The organism is Tamilnaduibacter salinus (assembly GCF_003096655.1).
GTDB lineage: Bacteria > Pseudomonadota > Gammaproteobacteria > Pseudomonadales > Oleiphilaceae > Tamilnaduibacter > Tamilnaduibacter salinus.
Genome location: NZ_QEKQ01000002.1, coordinates 445,209 through 463,903, shown reverse-complemented (window position 1 = coordinate 463,903; position 18,695 = coordinate 445,209). Strand labels below are relative to the sequence as shown.

Here is an 18,695-nt window from a genome sequence, read left to right as displayed (position 1 = left end):
GATCAGCCCCCGGCCGCCCGCAAGCGGGTCAGTGATTCACCGGAATGGTGTTGATCAGGAAGGGCAGGACCTCGTCCACCGGCAGATCCTGTTTCTCGGCGTCCTGCCGGCCCTTGTACTCGAACGTGCCGGCCTGGAGGCCGCGGTCGGAAACGACCACGCGATGCGGGATGCCCATTAATTCCAGATCCGCAAACTTCACCCCCGGACGCTCCTTGCGGTCGTCCAGGAACGGATCGAAACCGGCCTGACGAAGCTGATCGTAGAGCTTTTCCGCCGCCTCCATCACTTCCGGGGATTTGTGGGCGTTGAGCGTCACGATGGCGACATTGAACGGGGCAATGCTGCCGGGCCAGATAATGCCCCGGTCGTCGTGATTCTGTTCGATGGCGGCCGCAACGATCCGCGAGACGCCAATGCCGTAGCACCCCATCGCGAGCGTGACGGATTTGCCGTTTTCATCCAGCACGGTGGCGTTCATGGCTTCACTGTACTTGCGGCCCAGCTTGAAAATGTGACCCACCTCGATGCCGCGACACATTTCCAGAGTGCCGTCACCGTCCGGGCTCGGATCGCCGGCCACGACGTTGCGCAGGTCTTCAACGCGATCCAGTCTGACGTCGCGCTCCCAGTTGACGCCGGTGAGGTGGGCGTCATCCCGGTTGGCGCCGCAGACGAAATCCGCCAGATGGGCGGCGCTGCGGTCGACGATCACCGGAATGGGCAGTCTGACCGGGCCAATCGAACCGGTGCCGCAACCGACCGCTGCCCGGATTTCCTCCTCTGTGGCCATGGTCAGCGGCTCGGCAATCCCGCCGACCTTTTCCGCCTTGACGTCGTTGAGCTCATGGTCGCCGCGCAGGATCAGCGCGACCAGTGGGTTGTCTTCGTCATCGCTCTTCACGACCAGCGTCTTCACGGTCCGTGTGACGTCCACGTGCAGGAACTCACTGATGTCGGCGATGGTTCGCTGCCCCGGGGTGTCGACCTCAGTCATCGACTCCGTCGGAGCAGGGCGCTCCCCGGTCGGTGCCAGGGCTTCCGCCTTTTCGATGTTGGCGGCATACCGGCCACCGCTGCTGAATGTGATCTCGTCCTCGCCCGAATCCGCGAGCACATGGAACTCGTGGGACGCGCTGCCGCCGATGGCGCCGGAATCGGCCTGGACCGGCCGGTAGTCCAGCCCCAGCCGGTCGAAGATGCGGCAGTAGGTGTCGTGCATGACCTGATACATGTCGTCCAGCGAGGCATCGTCCGGGTGGAATGAATAGGCGTCTTTCATCAGAAACTCACGCGCCCGCATGACGCCGAATCGTGGGCGACGCTCATCCCGGAACTTGGTCTGGATCTGGTAGAAGTTGGCGGGCAGTTCCTTGTAGCTTTTCAGCTCATTGCGGATGAGGTCGGTAATGACTTCCTCATGAGTTGGCCCGTAGCAGAAGTCCCGTTCATGCCGGTCCTTGATCCGGAGCAGTTCATCACCGTATTCATCCCACCGCCCGGATTCCTGCCAGAGCTCGGCGGGCTGGACCGCGGACATCAACAGTTCCTGGGCGCCGCTGCGGTCCATCTCCTCGCGCACGATCCGCTCGACCTTGCGCAGCACGCGCAGCCCCATTGGCAGCCAGGTGTACAGGCCCGCTGCCAGCTTGCGGATCATGCCGGCGCGCAGCATCAGCTGATGGCTGATGATCTCGGCGTCGGCAGGCGTTTCCTTGAGAGTGGCAATCAGATAGCGGCTCGCTCGCATGGTCACTGTTCCATTCTTGTTGAGGAAAACTCCGACCCGTGACGGGTGTCCGGCGGGCCGGGTGATGATGGTGTGCCGGGCGCTCAGGCCGGCGCTTTCTTTATTTCAGGCAATCGGAACGGTATTGTACGGAGCACGATCAGTAACGTACAGGTGAGCCGTTTCATGCCAATAGACGGAGTGACCCAATGAGCCTGAGTGCCGGGGACGTGCAGGAATTGATTGAGGGTGGCCTGCCCATGGCCAGCGATCTCGATTTCCGGGTGGAGTCGGTCGCGCCGGGGTTTGCCCGCACCCGCATTCCGTTCTCCAGCAGCCATCTCCGCCCGGGCGGCACCCTGTCCGGTCCGGTACAGATGGCGTTGGCGGACGCGAGCATGTATGCGGCCATCCTGGCCTCATCAGGCAAGGCGGAAATGGCGGTGACCAGTAACCTGAACATCAATTTCCTGAAAAAGCCGGCCCCGACGGACCTGGTGGCTGAAGCCGTGGTGCTCAAGCATGGTCGCCGGCTGGCATTCTGTGAGGTGCGGGTAATGTCCGATGATGATCCGCAGGCTATCGTCGCGCATGTCACCGGCAGTTATGCGTTACCCCCGCAACAATAACGGTTCCGAAGGAGTCGACGGCCATTCATGAGTGAGCAGAACGATCTGGCCCCCAGGCGGCGCCCCGTCCAGGCGCGCAGCCGGGAGCGGGTGGAGGCCATCCTGAGTCACGCCGCGTCCATGATTACCGAGAAGGGCGTGGATGGCGTCAGTATGTCCGCCATCGCCCGGAGTTCGGAAATGTCGCTGGCGTCGCTGTATCGCTACTTCCCGAACAAATCGGCCATCGTTTGTGCACTTGCCGAGGACCATGTGGAGCGCATGGAGCAGGCGATGCGTGAGCAGCTTCACCGTCTGACACCGGCTGACGTGGTCGATACACTGATCGATCTCTATTACGACTTCTATTGCAATGAGCCGGCCTACCGCGCCATCTGGACCGGCGTGGAATCGATGCCGGAACTGCAGGCGCTGGATCTCCGCGAGCTCCACACCAACGCCCGGGATCTCTATGAGTGGCTGACCCACCATTTCCCGGACTCACCGGAAGACCGCCGCTGGTCCGCGAGCCTGATGGTGCCCCGCGCGGCGGGCACTATCCTGCGACTGGCAATGACCCTGCCGGAATCGGAGGCGGATCGGTTGCTCTCAGAGCTGAAGCGCATGATTCACCAGTACCTGGCCACCGTCAGCGACCCATAGAAGCTGACTCCCGGGCCGGCGGGGTGGCGCTTGTCAGAGGTAGCCCAGCGGCAGCGCCGTGCTGTCGATGACCCGCCGAAGCACGAAGCTGGAGTGAACCCCGCTCACGCCCTGAATGCGGGTGATCTTGTTCAGCAGGAACGCGTGATAGTGGTCCATGTCCGGCACCACGACCTTGAGCATGTAGTCCGCATCCTGGCCGGTAATGAGATAACACTCCTGAACCTCCGGGTAGGTCGCGACCCGGCTTTCGAAGGCGCCGAAGCGCTCCGGTGTGTGCCGATCCATGCCGATCAGGATGATGGCGGTCAGCGACAGGCCCAGTTGCTTGTGATCCAGCACCGTGACCCGGCGCAGAATGATGCCGGCGTCCTCCAGCGCCCGGACCCGGCGCGAGCAGGGGGATGGGGACAGTCCCACCCGCTCCGAGAGCTGCTGGTTGGTCAGTTCGCCGTGGTGCTGAAGTTCTTCCAGGATGCGTCGGTCCGTTCGGTCGATTTTGACGAGTTTCTTGTCTGACATGGCAGGTTCGGTCAATAAATGGCGTATTTCGGACAGGATAGACTAAAATAACGGGCCGTGGGTGCAAAAAAGCAAGCACATTGCGCCGCCTGTGATGTAATCTGAAGACAATGGGCAAAGCCGCTGAAAACCCACCCGTTTTCAGGTTGGTGCAGACTCCCAGGGTGCCAACCCTGGCACCGGAAATGGCCACAAGCCTGTCGAGAGCGCCCGACTGCGGGCAGGATGAACAGAGAGGATCGATTATGGGATTTGATCATCGCAAATACGTTGCCTTTGAACCGGTCCGGAAAACCGACCGCCGCTGGCCCGATCAGGTCATCCGCAAAGCGCCGGACTGGTGTGCTGTGGACCTTCGGGATGGCAACCAGGCGCTTGTGAAGCCCATGACGGTGGCGCAGAAAACGCGCCTGTTCGATCTGCTCGTCAAGGTCGGATTCAAGGAGATCGAAGTGGGCTTTCCGGCGGCCAGCCAACCCGATTTCGATTTCTGCCGACGGTTGATTGAAGAGGACCGGATCCCGTCGGACGTCTACATTCAGGTGCTGACCCAGGCCCGTCCGGAGCTGATTGCGCGGACATTTGAGGCTGTGAAGGGGGCGCCGAACGTGGTGGTCCACGTGTACAACAGCACCTCCACCGTCCAGCGGGAAAAAGTCTTCCGCATGGACCGCGAGGGTGTGAAGGAAATTGCCATCAACGGCGCCCGGATCGTCAAATCCCATGCGGACAAGGATCCTGATACCAACTGGATCTTCCAGTACTCACCGGAGAGTTTCACCGGCACCGAGCTGGACTACGCACGGGAAGTCGTGGATGCCGTCAACGACGTCTGGCGCCCGGACCAGGGGCAGCCGGTGGTCATCAATCTGCCGGCGACGGTCGAAATGGCAACGCCAAATGTCTTTGCCGACCAGATCGAATGGATCAACGACAACGTCAGGTATCGGGACCATTTCCGCATCAGCGTCCACACGCACAACGACCGGGGCTGTGCCGTCGCAGCGGCGGAACTGGCCGTGATGGCGGGCGCGGACCGGGTGGAAGGCACGCTGATGGGTAACGGCGAGCGTACGGGGAACATGGACCTGGTCACCATGGCCATGAACCTGTATTCACAGGGTGTGGATCCCCGGGTGGATCTTTCCGGTATGGCGGAGATCACCGATGTCGTGGAGGCCTGCACCGAGATTGCAACGCACCCGCGCCACCCTTATGCCGGCGAACTGGTGTTCACGGCGTTCTCTGGCAGTCATCAGGACGCGATTCGCAAGTGTCTGGCGCAGTATCAGGAAGGGGATCAGTGGGAGATTGCGTACCTGCCGATTGATCCGCGCGACCTGGGGCGGCGCTATGAAGAGGTGGTCCGGATCAACAGCCAGTCTGGCAAGGGCGGTGTCGCTTACGTACTGGAGCGCGACTACAACATCTCGATGCCCCGCTGGTTGCAGATCGAGTTTGCCCGCGAGGTCCAGCAGACTGCCGAACTCGACGGGGGAGAAGTGGATTCGGAAACCGTTCACCGGTTGTTCGGTGATCGCTATCTTGCCGTGCGCCCCGAATGGCGCCTGAGAACCTACGATCTGCATCGCACTGACGATCGGGTGACCGCGGTCATCGAGTTTGGCGAGGACGAGCAGCGCACACGGCTGGAAGGAGAAGGTCTTGGTGCCGTCGAAGCGGTCGCCGCAGCCCTGGAAAAGCGTCATGGCTTCCAGCTGGCAGTGGAGAACTACGACGAATTCGCGCTTGGAGAAGGAACCAACGCCAACGCACTGGCCTGTATCCGCATCCAGGTCGATGGCCATACCCACAGTTCGGCGGCGCTGGCGGAGGACACTACGTCTGCGACGCTTCAGGCCCTGTTGTCGGCCGTCGCCAACCGGGTCACCGCAACGGATTCCCATAAGGCCGAGAAGACCGCATAAAAACGCCGGCCCTGAGGCCGGCGTCCGGACGGGGGGAGTCTCACTGGACTCCCCGGTTCGTGCCCTGCGCATTTACATGGGCGTCACGTTCTCCGCCTGAGGTCCTTTCGGACCCTGAGTGACATTGAAGGACACCTGCTGACCTTCCGTCAGCGTGCGGAATCCTGTGCCATTGATCGCGCTATAGTGCACGAACACGTCCTTGTCGCCTTCCTGTTCGATAAAGCCGAATCCCTTGGCTTCGTTGAACCACTTCACCTGACCGGTTTTCGTTTCTGACATGAGTCTTTCCTGTTATTGCCTTTCCGAGAGAGCCGGGCCTTGTCAGCTCGTGACGTGGGTGCCCGGTTTTGCTGTAAACAGGCAGGGCAGATCAGGAAGGCGTCAACCGAACGGCAGGAACCGGTCATTGCCACGCTTACACCGATGACCGCTGTCGATTCACAGCAATATCGATGCTCCCGGCAGGAGCCGGGAACAAATTCAGTATAGTCTTTGAACAATACCCGTCAAAAGTGAAAAACGGATGACGGAACAGGAGGCTGGCCCCCCTGTTCACGGGCGCAACTGGTTTTCGATTTCCCCCAGTATGGCCGGGTCATCGATCGTGGACGGTGTTGCGTAATCCTCACCGTCCGCGATATCCCGCAGTACCCGGCGGAGGATTTTGCCGGAGCGCGTCTTGGGCAGCCGGTCCACTACCTCGGCACGCCGGAAGCATGCCACCGCGCCGATCTGCTCGCGCACCATTTCGACCAACTCGTCCTCCAGTTCATCGGCGCCGATGGTGGCACCATCCTTGAGCAGAACGAGGCCCACCGGTACCTGGCCGCGCATCTCATCACGGACACCGATCACACAGCATTCGGCGACCGCCGGGTGGCCGGCGACGACCTCCTCCATCTCGCCTGTGGAAAGACGGTGGCCGGCAACGTTGATCACGTCATCGGTCCGGCCCATGATGAACACATAGCCATTCTCGTCGATGAAGCCGCCGTCGCCAGAGTGGTAATAGCCGGGGGCGGGATCGAGATAGGTGCGCCGGAATCGGCCAGGATCGCCCCAGACAGTGGTCAGGCAGCCGGGAGGCAGCGGAAGACGAACCGCCACCTGGCCCTGTTCGCCGGGGCCGACGGGCTCACCGGAAACGTCGAGAATGTCCACGTCGAATCCGGGTGAGGGAACCGTCGCCGATCCCGGCTTGGTCGGCAGCGTTTCAATGCCGATGGGATTGCAGCAGATGGCCCAGCCGGTCTCGGTCTGCCACCAGTGGTCCAGGATTGGCAGTTCGGTCTTCTCGGTGAGCCAGTCATAGGTCGGCGGATCGAGGCGCTCGCCGGCCAGGAGAATGCGCTTGAGGGACCGGATGTCGTATTTAGCCAGTTCGTCGGCCTCGGGGTCTTCCTTGCGAACCGCCCGGAACGCGGTTGGCGCGGTAAACAGGATGTTCACCCCGTAGTCGGCACATACGCGCCAGAACGCCCCCGCATCCGGTGTCTTCACGGGCTTGCCTTCATACAGGACGGTGGTGCAGCCGGTGATGAGGGGGGCGTAAACGATGTAGCTGTGACCGACGACCCAGCCGACATCCGATGCTGCCCAGAACACGTCGCCGGGTTCGGCGTTATAGACCAGGGACATGCTGTATCGCATGGCCACGGCATGTCCGCCGTTGTCCCGGACGACCCCCTTAGGTTTGCCGGTGGTGCCGGACGTGTAAAGAATATAGAGCGGGTCGGTGGCACGGACTGGCACCGGGTCAACGGGGTTGCCTGCCTGCTCCAGCGTCTGCCAGTCGAGATCCCGTCCGTCCTTCAGATCGGCCCGGGCCTGTGGCCGCGCGAGGACGACGCAGGTGTCCGGTTTGTGGGTCGCTTCTTCCAGGGCGGCGTCCACCAGCGGTTTGTATTCAATCACCCGATCCACTTCGATACCGCAGGAAGCGGTCAGCACGAGCGTCGGTCTGGCATCGTCAATGCGGACGGCCAGCTCCCGCGAGGCGAAGCCGCCGAACACCACTGAATGAATCGCGCCCAGACGGGCGCAGGCCAGCATACCGATCACCGTCTCCGGTACCATGGGCATGTAGATGATGACCCGGTCGCCGGGTCCGACGCCCTGGTCGCGGAGTGCGCCGGCGAATCGGGCGACGCGCTCGGTAAGTTCCCGGTAGGTGAACTGCTGTTTGGTGCCGGTGACGGGAGAATCATGGATGAGCGCGAGCTGATCGCCCCGGCCGGCCCGGATATGGGCGTCAAGCGCCAGATCCGCCGTGTTCAGCGTGCCGTCGGGGAACCAGTCGTAGTGACCGTCCTCCCGTTGGGAAAGAATGGTTTCTGGCGATTGGAACCAGTCAATCCAGGACGCTTTGTCCCGCCAGAAGGCTTCCGGTTGTTCGATGGACTGCTGAAAGACTTCGCGGTAACGCATCAGGACACCACCTTGTTTTTTTTCAGCGAACGATGGTGTCACTGTCGGAGGTGTCAGCGGGGAGCGCTACTAGACGATAGGCTAAGAGGGTGTGGGGTAGCTATGTCGAGGGTGCGGGCGGCTACGTTCCGGATGAGTCCCCTGAGTCATTTTCAGGATGGCTCGCTGACACGGTCGCGTCGATATGGCCTTTTCCAAGCCTTGCCTGAATCGCATCACCGGGTGCGAGGGCGGCGGCGTCGCGGATGACGGGCTTTTCCGCTGTACTGACAATGGCGTAACCCCGTTCGAGCGTCGCCAGCGGGCTGACCAGGTGCAGGTTTTCGGCCGTGTGCTGGAGGCGGGCCTGTTGTTGCTGCAGCTGGCGGTTGACTTCCCGTCCGAGTCGATCCCGGAGCTGGGAAAGCTGCTGCGTGCGCTCTTTGAGCCGCTGATCGGGGGACTGGCCGTGGAGCCGACGTTGATGTTGGTCGAGGCGCTCGCGGTGCTGGCGCAGCCGGCTCTGCATCTGTCCGGAGAGCCGGCTCTCGAGTTCATCCAGTCGCTGTTGCCAGAGCTGGAGATCACGGCGGGGGTGTCGCAGGCGACCGGCTAACTGATCTAGGCGTTGCCGCCACTGGCGCAGTTGGCGTTGCATCAGCGCGTTCAGGCGCGCGGTCTGGTGCTGCAGCGTCTGCTGCCAGCGCTGCTGGTCCGGCGCGAGGTGTTCGGCGGCGGCCGAGGGCGTGGGCGCCCGGTGATCCGCGACGAAATCGGCGATGCTGACGTCCACTTCGTGGCCGACCGCGCTGACTGTCGGTATCGGGCAGTTCGCCATCGCCCGGGCGACGACTTCCTCATTGAAGGGCCAAAGATCTTCCAGCGAGCCGCCACCACGACCGATGATCAACACGTCCGCCTGGCCATGCCGGACGGCGAGATCGATCGCCTGAACGATCTCGCCCGCTGCGTTGTCCCCCTGGACCGAGGTGGGGTAGAGCGTGATCGGAATGCCCGGGCAGCGGCGTTTCAGAACCGTCAGAATATCGTGGATGGCGGCGCCCGAGCGAGAGGTCACCACGCCGATGTGTCGTGGCAGGGTGGGTAGCGCCCGTTTGCGGTCCGCGTTGAACAGCCCTTCGTCCTGTAAGCGGGCGCGCAACGCCTCGAATGCCTGCTGGAGAGCGCCGAGCCCGGCCGGCTCCATGCTCTCGACGATGATCTGATAGTTACCGCGGGGTTGATACAGGGACACTTTGCCGCGGATCAGCACCTGGTCGCCTTCGGCCGGAATCTGGCGAACCTTCTGGTTATGCCCTCGGAACATCGCGCAGCTCACCTGGGCGCGACTGTCTTTCAGAGTGAAGTACCAGTGGCCGGACTTCGGGCGTGCGAAGCCGGACAGTTCGCCTTCCACCCACACCTGAAGGAAACTCACCTCCAGAAGGTGTCGAACCTGCTGGTTGAGTTCGCTGACCGAGAGGGCGCGGGGCTGTTGGGGAGGCCGTTCGTTGATCATGGTGGTATACGGGCTTTCCGAAAAGAAACAGGGTGCCGGGAAACGGCCAGAATTTCAATAAGATGGCTTTTCAGTCGCTGATATCCGGAGTTTACTGAGAGGGCCTGGATCATTATAATACGTCGATTAACCCGCACTCATGTCAATCCGGTTGTGAAAAGGCAGGTTCCATGCTGCGAATTGCTGAAGAAGCCCTTACCTTTGATGACGTGCTGTTGATCCCCGGATACTCCGAGGTCATGCCCAAGGACGTCAACCTTGAAACCCGCCTGACACGCGATATCAAGCTGAATATCCCCCTTGTATCGGCCGCTATGGATTCGGTGACTGGTTCTGATCTGGCAATCGCCATGGCCCAGGAAGGCGGCATTGGTATTGTCCACAAGAACATGACGGTGGAGCAGCAGGCGGCCGCTGTTCGCAAAGTGAAGAAGTATGAGAGTGGCGTCGTCAAGGACCCCATCACGGTATCGCCCCATACCACTGTGAGCGAACTGATTGGAATCACCGATGCCAACAGTATCTCCGGTCTGCCGGTTGTCGACGGGGACGATCTGGTGGGAATTGTGACCGGCCGTGACATTCGTTTCGAAAGCCGTCTGGACACGCGGGTTTCCGACATCATGACCCCCCGCGAGAAACTGGTCACAGCACCGGAAAGCGCCAGTCTCGACGAGGTTAAGGATCTGCTGCACCGACACCGGATCGAGAAAGTGCTGGTGGTGAACGATGACTTTCAGCTTCGGGGTCTGATCACCGTCAAAGACATCCAGAAAGCCAAGGACTACCCGCTGGCCTGCAAGGATGAGCAGGGTCGGCTTCGTGTCGGCGCGGCCGTTGGCACGGGCGGTGACACCGAAGCGCGGATTGAAGCGCTCGTGAAAGCCGGCGTCGACGTGGTGGTTATCGACACCGCGCACGGTCACTCCGTCGGGGTGATTGAGCGGGTTCGGTGGGCCAAGGAGCATTACCCCGATATTCAGGTCATTGGCGGCAATATTGCCACCGCCGATGCCGCCATCGCGCTGGTGGACGCCGGTGCGGATGCGGTCAAAGTGGGCATCGGTCCGGGGTCGATCTGCACAACGCGCGTCGTGGCTGGTATCGGTGTTCCGCAGATTACAGCTGTTTCCAACGTCGCGGCCGCCCTGAAAGATCGTGGCGTGCCCCTGATTGCGGACGGTGGTGTGCGGTTCTCCGGTGATCTGGCCAAAGCGCTGGCCGCCGGCGCCTACAGCGTCATGGCCGGCAGCCTTCTGGCGGGCACCGACGAGGCGCCGGGCGAAGTGGAGCTGTTCCAGGGCCGGAGCTACAAGGCCTACCGGGGCATGGGTTCCATTGGCGCGATGGGGCAGGGCTCCAGCGATCGCTACTTCCAGGATGCCAGCGAAGGTGTGGACAAGCTGGTGCCGGAGGGCATCGAAGGCCGTGTCGCCTGCAAGGGTCCGATGCGGGCCATTGTCCACCAGCTGATGGGCGGTGTGCGCGCTTCCATGGGCTATACCGGCTGTGAAACCATGGAAGATATGCGGACACGGCCCCAGTTCGCCCGGATCACCAGTGCTGGTATGCGTGAGAGTCATGTTCACGACGTGACCATCACCAAGGAAGCACCGAACTACCGGGTTGGCTGACGATTGCGCGGCGTGGAGTGCAGGAGTGATCTCGCGACGCGCCGTCAGTCCTTTCTGAATAACCGGGGCAGGGGGGCGCTCTCTGCCCCGTTTCTGTTTTCAGCGTAGAGGCATTCATGGCTCAAGACATCCACGATCATCGCATTCTGATTCTCGATTTCGGCTCCCAGTACACGCAGTTGATCGCCCGTCGCGTCCGGGAGATCGGTGTTTACTGCGAAGTCCGCCCCTACGATATTTCCGCCGACGAGCTGGATGAATACCAGCCGCGGGGCATCATTCTGGCCGGTGGACCGGAGTCGGTGACCAAGCTCGGCGGGCCGCGGGCGCCCGAGGGGCTGTTTGATCGTGGTGTTCCGGTGTTGGGGATCTGTTATGGCATGCAGACGATGGCCGAACAGCTTGGTGGTCGCGTTGCCTCCTCGGAGACACGGGAATTCGGCTATGCCCAGGTCAAGGTCCGTGCGTCCGGGAAACTGCTTCAGGGCATCACGGATCATCTGACGGATCAGGGGGTCTCACTGCTGGACGTCTGGATGAGTCATGGCGACAAGGTGGTGAAGATGCCGGAAGGCTTCGAGCTGCTGGCGTCAACCGAGAGTGCGCCGATCGCTGCCATGCAGGACACCAGCCGTCATCTGTACGGCGTGCAGTTCCATCCGGAGGTGACGCACACGTTGCAGGGGCGCCGCATTCTGGAGCATTTCGTGCTTGATATCTGTGAATGCGAGGCCTGGTGGACGCCGGCCCAGATCGTCGAGGACGCCGTTGCCCGCATTCGCGAGCAGGTTGGTGATGAGAAGGTGCTTCTGGGGCTGTCCGGTGGCGTGGACTCCTCCGTCACCGCTGCACTGCTGCACCGGGCCATTGGCGATCAGCTCACCTGCGTGTTCGTGGACAATGGCCTTCTGCGCCTGCACGAGGGCGACCAGGTGATGGACATGTTTTCCCGCAGTATGGGCGTTCGGGTGATCCGTGCCGACTCAGAGGATCTGTTTCTCTCCCGCCTGGAAGGCGTCGAAGATCCGGAAGACAAACGCCGGATCATCGGCAACACCTTCATTGAGGTGTTCGATGCGCAGGCGGCGGAGATTACTGACGTCAACTGGCTCGCCCAGGGCACGATCTACCCGGATGTGATTGAATCGGCCGCGTCCAAGACCGGTAAGGCGCACGTCATCAAATCCCATCACAATGTGGGCGGCCTGCCCGAGAAGATGAAGCTCAAGTTGGTCGAGCCGCTGCGCGAACTGTTTAAGGATGAGGTGCGCCGGATTGGTCTTGAGCTGGGGCTGCCTTACGACATGCTCTATCGCCACCCCTTCCCGGGGCCGGGTCTGGGTGTGCGGATTCTTGGCGAAGTCCGCAAGGAGTATGCGGACATCCTGCGCCGGGCGGACGCCATCTTCCTGGAGGAATTGCATCGGGCCGACTGGTACCACAAGGTCAGCCAGGCTTTCGCCGTGTTTCTCCCGGTCAAGTCGGTGGGCGTTGTGGGTGATTCGCGTCGCTATGAGTATGTGGTCGCGGTCCGGGCGGTTGAGACCGTAGACTTTATGACGGCCCGCTGGGCCCGCTTGCCCTATGAGCTGCTGGAAACCGTCTCCAGCCGGATCATCAACGAAATCACGGGCGTGTCCCGGGTGACTTACGACATTTCCTCCAAGCCGCCCGCGACAATCGAATGGGAGTAGTGCCCGGTGTCCATGGCCGAATGGAAGGGCAGTGAGAGTGTCAGTCATCTGCTGCGTACGGACGAGCACTGGATGAGCCGGGCACTGTCGCTGGCGGATCAGGCGGCGTCGCAGGATGAGGTGCCTGTCGGTGCCGTTGTCGTCGCCGATGGTCGTGAGATCGGCGCGGCGTTCAATGCTCCGATCAGCGGATGCGATCCGACCGCGCATGCTGAGGTCCGTGCACTGCGCGATGCGGCGGCGCGCACTGGTAACTACCGCCTCAGCGGTGCGACGCTGTACGTTACGATCGAGCCCTGCACCATGTGTGCGGGTGCACTGGTTCATGCCAGAATATCGCGGCTGGTCTACGGCGCGCCGGAACCCAAGGCCGGGGCCGTGTCGTCGGCGGATCGGTTGCTTGAGCGGGAAAGTCTGAACTGGGAGGTGGCCGTCACCGGTGGCATTCTGGAGTCGCGCTGTCGCTCAAGGATGACGCAGTTTTTTGCGAGCCGTCGGGAGGCGAGGCGCACGTCCCGGTAGCTCGAACGCCAACGCGGAGCAGGGAAGGAAAAGCCATGAACGTACTGGTGACCGGCGGAGCCGGTTATATTGGCAGTCATGTCGTGCGGCAACTGGTCGCGGCCGGGCACGATGTCACCGTGTTTGATAACCTGTCCACCGGCTATCGCTGGGCGGTGGGCGACGCCGAACTCGTGGTCGGTGACCTGGCGGATGAGTCGGCGCTTGACCAGGTTTTCGAGGGGCGTGGTATTGAGGCCGTGCTGCATTTTGCGGCGCACATCATCGTGCCGGAGTCGGTGGCCGACCCGCTGAAATATTACAGTAACAACACCCGCAATACGCTGAACCTGTTACGGGCCATTGACCGCCACGATGTCCGCCATATGGTGTTTTCGTCCACGGCGGCCGTGTATGGCATGCCCGATCAGACCACGTTGACCGAAGAGTTGCCGCTGGCGCCGATCAACCCCTACGGCGCGTCCAAGATGATGAGTGAGCGGATGATGATGGACCTGTCCGCGGCGTCGGATCTGCGTTACGTCGTCCTGCGTTATTTCAATGTGGCCGGTGCCAGTACCGATGCGTCCCTGGGACAGGCAACGCCCGAGGCGACGCATCTGATCAAGGTTGCCTGTGAATGCGCGACCGGAGCCCGTGACGGCATGAAAATCTTCGGGACCGACTACGGGACTCGGGATGGCACCTGCGTCCGGGACTATATCCACGTGGAGGATCTCGCGAAAGCTCACGTGATGGCGCTGGACCATATGGCCGCCGGCGGCGAGTCGCAGGTGCTCAATTGCGGCTATGGCCGGGGCTTTACGGTCCGTGAGGTGATCGATGAGGTCAAGCGGGTGTCCGGTGTGGACTTTCCCGTGGAGACAACCGATCGGCGTGCCGGGGATCCGGAAGCACTGATGGCGGACAACCGGCGCATCCGGCAGGTTCTGGGGTGGGAGCCGGATCATGATGATCTGACCACGATCGTTCGCACGGCGCTGGCCTGGGAAGAGTGCTGGCAACGCAACAAGCAATAATCCTCTGAAGGAACGCACAACGTTATGAAGATTTCCATTTTTGGCACCGGGTATGTCGGCCTTGTCACAGGCGCCTGTCTGGCGGATGTCGGTCATCACGTGCTCTGCATGGATGTGGATCAGGAGAAGGTCGACAAGCTGCGTGATGGCATCGTTCCCATTTACGAGCCGGGGCTCGAAACCATCATCCAGCACACCACCGAGGCCGGTCGGCTGACGTTTTCCACGGACACTGAGGAAGCGGTGAACCATGGGGAAATTCAGTTCATCGCCGTGGGGACACCGCCGGATGAAGACGGCTCGGCGGATCTTCAGTACGTTGTGTCCGTCGCGCGGACGATCGGGCGTCACATGAGTGATTACAAGGTGGTGATCGACAAGTCCACGGTGCCGGTCGGAACTGGCGACAAAGTGAAGGCGGCCGTACAGTCCGAACTGGACCACCGGGGCGTTGAGCTGCCATTCGATGTGGTGTCGAATCCGGAGTTCCTGAAAGAGGGCGCGGCGGTGGCCGACTTCATGAAGCCGGACCGGATCATCATCGGCACCGACAGCGAACGCCCCCGGGCGCTGTTGCGGGAAGTCTACTACCCGTTCAACCGCAGTCACGACCGGACCATTTTCATGGACATCCGCTCGGCGGAGCTGACCAAGTACGCGGCCAACGCGATGCTGGCCACCAAAATCAGCTTCATGAATGAGGTGTCGAACCTGGCGGAGCGCCTTGGCGCCGACGTGGAGGATGTCCGTCGGGGCATCGGCTCCGACCCGCGGATCGGTTACCACTTCATCTACCCCGGCTGTGGTTACGGTGGCTCCTGCTTCCCGAAAGACGTCAAGGCACTGGCCCGGACGGCGCGCGACTGCGATTATCCGGCCAATCTGCTGAACGCGGTGGAAAAGGTCAACGAGGCCCAGAAGCATGTGCTGTTCGACAAGGTCAGCCACTATTTCCGGGGCGAGCTGTCCGGCAGGACGGTTGCGCTTTGGGGGCTGTCCTTCAAGCCCAATACGGATGATATGCGCGAGGCGCCGTCCCGCACGCTCATGGAGCAGCTCTGGCAGGCCGGTGCGCGCGTCCAGGCCTTCGACCCGGAAGCCATGGAGGAAACCCAGCGACTGTACGGGGATGAGGCCGGGTTGCAGTTATGCGGCACCAAGGAGCAGGCCCTGAAAGGCGCCGATGCTCTGGTGGTCTGCACCGAGTGGAAGGAGTTCCGTTCGCCGGACTTTGCCCAGGTGGCCGCCGCTCTGGCCTCGCCGGTGGTGTTCGACGGGCGCAACATTTACGCGCCGGAGATGGTGACCCGTCACGGGCTGACGTATTACGCCATTGGCCGGGGATGTAACCAATTCTCGGTGGCGGAATAATGGCGGGTGAATTCGCACTGCACGAGCGGCTGGCGGCCGACACCTGGCCGTTGGCGGAGAGCCGTCTGAGTCTACTGCGGCTGATGGACGACCAGCAGTACCCCTGGCTGTTACTGGTTCCTAAGTGCCTGGATGTTCGAGAGATTCATGAGCTTACCGAGGGCGACCAGCACCAGTTACTGAACGAGTCCAGTGCCATTGGGCGGGCGCTCTTGGCGGAATTCGGTGGGGACAAGCTGAATGTGGCGGCGCTGGGTAATCAGGTGCCGCAGCTCCACCTCCATCACGTCGTTCGGTTTGAGGAAGACCCGGCCTGGCCGGGGCCGATCTGGGGCGTGCATCCGCCGTTGGCCTACGATGAGCAGACGCTGGCGACCGTGAAAGAACGCCTCCGGCCCGTGATCGACTGTTTTGAACAGGCGGGCGGCACCGGAGCGTGACATTTATCGCCTGGAGGCGCCGCCGCGGCGCGCCAGCGATTGCGCTCCCACCAGAACCATACGCAGCTCCAGCTTGAGCCGATGGCTCAGGGCCTCTTTCTCCTGACGGGTCGCATCAAGCGCGTCAGCGCCCTGGTTGAACACCAGCGTCACCATGGCTTCGGCCACCATCCTTGAGTCCGCCAGTGGCTTGTTTTCCTCTTCACCAAAGCGGTGCAGGTCGTCTGCCAGCTCTGTGACGAAATGATCGATCTCGGCATGGATGGCGGTCCGGAAGGACTTCGAGACGCCGGTTTTCTCCCGCAGCATCAGCCGGAACAGGTTGGCGTTGTCCCCCAGATATTCCATGAAGGTATCAACGGACGTGTTGATGACGCTGCCGTTGCGGGCAATGCGTTTGCGGGCCTGGCGCATAAGCTGGCGTAGCGCAACGCCGCCTTCATCGACCAGTGCCAGCCCCAGCTCATCGAGTTCCGCGAAATGGCGGTAGAAGGAGGTCGGAGCAATGCCGGCCTCGCGAGCGACTTCCCGCAGACTGAGGCTGCCAAACCCCCGGTCGGCGCTGAGCTGGCGCAGGGCCGCGTCCATCAGGGCGCGGCGGGTTCTCAATTTCTGTTCGGCTCGTGCGGACACTCACAGGACTCCCGACGCTGGTGTTGAATCGGTTCGCCATGTTACCTCCCGAGTGCGCTGGCGTCATCTTTCGCGGCGCGGGTTCCCGATCACATCCCGCTGCCTGATTTTGCGTGCCGATGTGGTTATAATGGCCGGTTTCAAGATCACATCAGACAAACAGGAACGGTAATGCGCAGTCACTATTGCGGTGCAATCAACGAATCACACATTGATCAGGACGTGACCCTGTGCGGCTGGGTTCACCGACGTCGCGACCACGGTGGCGTGATCTTCCTCGATCTTCGTGACCGGGATGGCCTCGCGCAGGTGGTCGTCGATCCCGATACCCCGGAGAGCTTCGAGCGGGCTGAGCAGATCCGCAGTGAGTTCGTGATTCGGATGACCGGTCGGGTCCGTCGCCGGCCGGCCGGGACCGAGAACGACAACATGCCCACCGGTCAGGTAGAAGTGCTCTGTCAGTCGCTGGACATCCTCAATGCGGCCGCCACGCCGCCGTTCCCGCTGGACGAACATAAGGACGTGGGTGAGGACGTGCGCCTGCGCTACCGTTATGTGGACCTGCGTCGCCCGGAGATGATTGACCGGCTGCGCACCCGTTCCCGGATCACCACATACATCCGCAACTTCCTGGACCGGCATGAGTTCATGGACGTGGAAACGCCCATCCTGACCCGCGCGACGCCGGAAGGCGCCCGGGATTACCTCGTGCCCAGCCGGACGCACGACGGCCAGTTCTTTGCACTGCCGCAGTCGCCGCAACTGTTCAAGCAGCTGCTCATGGTGTCCGGCGTGGATCGCTACTACCAGATCGCCAAGTGTTTCCGCGACGAGGACCTGCGGGCCGACCGACAGCCGGAGTTCACCCAAATCGACCTGGAGGCCTCGTTCGTCGACGAGAACGATCTGATGGGCATCACCGAGTCGATGATCCGCGACCTGTTCAATGATCTGCTCGAGGTCCGCCTGCCGGAGTTTCCGCGCATGAGCTACGCCGAGGCGATGCGCCGCTACGGTTCGGACAAGCCGGACCTGCGGATTCCGCTGGAGCTCATTGATGTCGAGGATCTCGTGTCGGGCGTGGACTTCAAGGTCTTCTCCGGGCCGGCCAACGACCCCAAAGGCCGGGTCGCCGCGCTGCGTGTACCGGCCGGCGGTGAGCTGACCCGCAAGCAGATCGACGAGTACACGAAATTCGTTGGCATTTACGGGGCGAAAGGCCTCGCCTACATCAAGGTCAATGACCTGAGTCAGGGCGTCGATGGGCTGCAGTCACCCATCATCAAGTTCCTGGGCGATGATGTGGCCAACGCCATCATTGAGCGAGTCGGGGCGGACGACGGTGACATCGTGTTCTTCGGTGCCGACAAGGCGTCGGTCGTGAACGAGGCGCTGGGTGCCCTGCGCGTGCGCCTGGGGCACGATCTCGACATGCTGACCAGCGAGTGGGCACCGCTGTGGGTTGTGGACTTCCCGATGTTCGAGGAAGACAGCGCAGGGGCGCTGACGCCGATCCATCACCCGTTCACGGCACCGGCGTGCAGTGCCGATGAACTGGCCGAGTCGCCGGGAACCGCACTGTCCCGGGCCTATGACATGGTGCTCAACGGTACCGAGCTCGGTGGTGGCTCCATTCGTATCCACAATGAAGACATGCAGCAAGCCGTCTTCCGCGTGCTTGGCATCGGCGAGGAAGAGGCGCGCGGCAAGTTCGGCTTCCTGCTGGACGCCCTGAAGTACGGGTGTCCGCCCCATGGCGGTCTCGCCTTTGGCCTGGACCGGCTGGTCATGCTCATGACCGACAGCAGCTCCATCCGTGACGTGATCGCGTTCCCGAAAACCCAGAGCGCGACCTGCCTGATGACGCAGGCGCCCGGTGATGTGGACGACCAACAGCTCAAGGAGCTGCACATCCGTCGCCGCAAGCCGGCCCAGAAGGTCGAAAGCGACGATTCGAAGGGTAGCGATCAGGCGTAGGGATCGGCGGTGATGCCGTCCCATCCG

General features: G+C 62.1%; 16 protein-coding genes. 10 read left to right on the top strand and 6 right to left on the bottom strand.

Annotated features, from left to right (window positions below; all coding sequences use genetic code 11):
* Nucleotides 1–28 precede the first annotated feature (28 nt).
* Nucleotides 29–1,750, bottom strand: a complete 1,722-nt coding sequence (locus C8D92_RS04695) for a proline--tRNA ligase (RefSeq protein ID WP_116918554.1) — start codon at nt 1,748–1,750, stop codon at nt 29–31.
* Nucleotides 1,751–1,944: 194 nt separating this feature from the next.
* On the opposite strand from C8D92_RS04695, the gene C8D92_RS04690 reads away from it, so the two are divergent.
* Nucleotides 1,945–2,358, top strand: coding sequence for a PaaI family thioesterase (locus C8D92_RS04690; RefSeq protein WP_228151100.1), 414 nt, complete (start codon nt 1,945–1,947; stop codon nt 2,356–2,358).
* A 27-nt stretch (nt 2,359–2,385) separates the two neighbouring features.
* Nucleotides 2,386–3,000 (top strand): TetR/AcrR family transcriptional regulator, encoded by a 615-nt coding sequence (locus C8D92_RS04685; RefSeq protein WP_095609996.1) that lies wholly within the window; start codon nt 2,386–2,388, stop codon nt 2,998–3,000.
* 33 nt (nt 3,001–3,033) lie between these two features.
* Here C8D92_RS04685 and C8D92_RS04680 read toward each other — a convergent pair whose 3' ends face one another.
* Nucleotides 3,034–3,522, bottom strand: a complete 489-nt coding sequence (locus C8D92_RS04680) for an Lrp/AsnC family transcriptional regulator (RefSeq protein WP_095609995.1) — start codon at nt 3,520–3,522, stop codon at nt 3,034–3,036.
* Between the two features lie 245 nt (nt 3,523–3,767).
* Here C8D92_RS04680 and C8D92_RS04675 point away from each other — a divergent pair, with 245 nt between their 5' ends.
* The gene (locus tag C8D92_RS04675) at nt 3,768–5,450 is read left to right on the top strand and encodes a 2-isopropylmalate synthase (RefSeq protein ID WP_095609994.1); all 1,683 of its coding nucleotides are present in this window, start codon (nt 3,768–3,770) and stop codon (nt 5,448–5,450) included.
* Nucleotides 5,451–5,522: 72 nt separating this feature from the next.
* On the opposite strand, the gene C8D92_RS04670 is transcribed toward C8D92_RS04675, so the two are convergent.
* The 3 genes from C8D92_RS04670 to xseA all read right to left on the bottom strand — a co-directional run bounded on the left by C8D92_RS04670 (nt 5,523) and on the right by xseA (nt 9,378).
* Nucleotides 5,523–5,732 (bottom strand): cold shock domain-containing protein, encoded by a 210-nt coding sequence (locus C8D92_RS04670; protein WP_095609993.1) that lies wholly within the window; start codon nt 5,730–5,732, stop codon nt 5,523–5,525.
* 273 nt (nt 5,733–6,005) lie between these two features.
* Nucleotides 6,006–7,880 carry a propionyl-CoA synthetase gene (locus tag C8D92_RS04665; protein WP_116918553.1) on the bottom strand — a complete coding sequence of 625 codons (1,875 nt, stop codon included), beginning with the start codon at nt 7,878–7,880 and terminating at the stop codon, nt 6,006–6,008.
* Nucleotides 7,881–8,001: 121 nt separating this feature from the next.
* Nucleotides 8,002–9,378 carry an exodeoxyribonuclease VII large subunit gene (xseA, locus tag C8D92_RS04660; protein WP_095609991.1) on the bottom strand — a complete coding sequence of 459 codons (1,377 nt, stop codon included), beginning with the start codon at nt 9,376–9,378 and terminating at the stop codon, nt 8,002–8,004.
* 170 nt (nt 9,379–9,548) lie between these two features.
* Here xseA and guaB point away from each other — a divergent pair, with 170 nt between their 5' ends.
* From guaB to C8D92_RS04630, 6 genes are all read left to right on the top strand, one after another.
* A complete protein-coding gene (guaB, locus tag C8D92_RS04655; protein WP_116918552.1) occupies nt 9,549–11,012 on the top strand; it encodes an IMP dehydrogenase in 1,464 nt (487 codons plus the stop codon).
* A gap of 116 nt (nt 11,013–11,128) precedes the next feature.
* Nucleotides 11,129–12,706, top strand: coding sequence for a glutamine-hydrolyzing GMP synthase (gene guaA / locus C8D92_RS04650; protein ID WP_095609989.1), 1,578 nt, complete (start codon nt 11,129–11,131; stop codon nt 12,704–12,706).
* A gap of 12 nt (nt 12,707–12,718) precedes the next feature.
* Nucleotides 12,719–13,228: a tRNA adenosine(34) deaminase TadA gene (gene tadA / locus C8D92_RS04645; RefSeq protein ID WP_095609988.1), complete on the top strand. Its 510-nt coding sequence runs from the start codon at nt 12,719–12,721 to the stop codon at nt 13,226–13,228.
* Nucleotides 13,229–13,263: 35 nt separating this feature from the next.
* A complete protein-coding gene (galE, locus tag C8D92_RS04640; RefSeq protein ID WP_116918551.1) occupies nt 13,264–14,247 on the top strand; it encodes a UDP-glucose 4-epimerase GalE in 984 nt (327 codons plus the stop codon).
* A 24-nt stretch (nt 14,248–14,271) separates the two neighbouring features.
* Nucleotides 14,272–15,618 (top strand): UDP-glucose dehydrogenase family protein, encoded by a 1,347-nt coding sequence (locus tag C8D92_RS04635; RefSeq protein WP_116918550.1) that lies wholly within the window; start codon nt 14,272–14,274, stop codon nt 15,616–15,618.
* The gene (locus tag C8D92_RS04630) at nt 15,618–16,058 is read left to right on the top strand and encodes an HIT domain-containing protein (protein ID WP_116918549.1); all 441 of its coding nucleotides are present in this window, start codon (nt 15,618–15,620) and stop codon (nt 16,056–16,058) included. The genes C8D92_RS04635 and C8D92_RS04630 overlap by 1 nt, the downstream gene beginning before the upstream one ends.
* A 3-nt stretch (nt 16,059–16,061) precedes the next feature.
* Here the strand turns inward: C8D92_RS04630 and fabR are convergent, their stop codons facing one another.
* Nucleotides 16,062–16,691, bottom strand: a complete 630-nt coding sequence (gene fabR, locus C8D92_RS04625) for an HTH-type transcriptional repressor FabR (RefSeq protein ID WP_116918548.1) — start codon at nt 16,689–16,691, stop codon at nt 16,062–16,064.
* A 171-nt stretch (nt 16,692–16,862) separates the two neighbouring features.
* Here fabR and aspS point away from each other — a divergent pair, with 171 nt between their 5' ends.
* Complete coding sequence (gene aspS / locus C8D92_RS04620; RefSeq protein ID WP_116918547.1) at nt 16,863–18,668, top strand: aspartate--tRNA ligase; 1,806 nt, start codon at nt 16,863–16,865, stop codon at nt 18,666–18,668.
* Nucleotides 18,669–18,695 lie beyond the last annotated feature (27 nt).

Coding starts and splice junctions, on each gene's coding strand:
- C8D92_RS04695 (WP_116918554.1), bottom strand. CDS start 1,750: ATGCGAGCGAGCCGCTATCTGATTGCCACTCTCAAGGAAACGCCTGCC.
- C8D92_RS04685 (WP_095609996.1), top strand. CDS start 2,386: ATGAGTGAGCAGAACGATCTGGCCCCCAGGCGGCGCCCCGTCCAGGCG.
- C8D92_RS04680 (WP_095609995.1), bottom strand. CDS start 3,522: ATGTCAGACAAGAAACTCGTCAAAATCGACCGAACGGACCGACGCATC.
- C8D92_RS04675 (WP_095609994.1), top strand. CDS start 3,768: ATGGGATTTGATCATCGCAAATACGTTGCCTTTGAACCGGTCCGGAAA.
- C8D92_RS04670 (WP_095609993.1), bottom strand. CDS start 5,732: ATGTCAGAAACGAAAACCGGTCAGGTGAAGTGGTTCAACGAAGCCAAG.
- C8D92_RS04665 (WP_116918553.1), bottom strand. CDS start 7,880: ATGCGTTACCGCGAAGTCTTTCAGCAGTCCATCGAACAACCGGAAGCC.
- xseA (WP_095609991.1), bottom strand. CDS start 9,378: ATGATCAACGAACGGCCTCCCCAACAGCCCCGCGCCCTCTCGGTCAGC.
- guaB (WP_116918552.1), top strand. CDS start 9,549: ATGCTGCGAATTGCTGAAGAAGCCCTTACCTTTGATGACGTGCTGTTG.
- guaA (WP_095609989.1), top strand. CDS start 11,129: ATGGCTCAAGACATCCACGATCATCGCATTCTGATTCTCGATTTCGGC.
- tadA (WP_095609988.1), top strand. CDS start 12,719: ATGGCCGAATGGAAGGGCAGTGAGAGTGTCAGTCATCTGCTGCGTACG.
- galE (WP_116918551.1), top strand. CDS start 13,264: ATGAACGTACTGGTGACCGGCGGAGCCGGTTATATTGGCAGTCATGTC.
- C8D92_RS04635 (WP_116918550.1), top strand. CDS start 14,272: ATGAAGATTTCCATTTTTGGCACCGGGTATGTCGGCCTTGTCACAGGC.
- C8D92_RS04630 (WP_116918549.1), top strand. CDS start 15,618: ATGGCGGGTGAATTCGCACTGCACGAGCGGCTGGCGGCCGACACCTGG.
- aspS (WP_116918547.1), top strand. CDS start 16,863: ATGCGCAGTCACTATTGCGGTGCAATCAACGAATCACACATTGATCAG.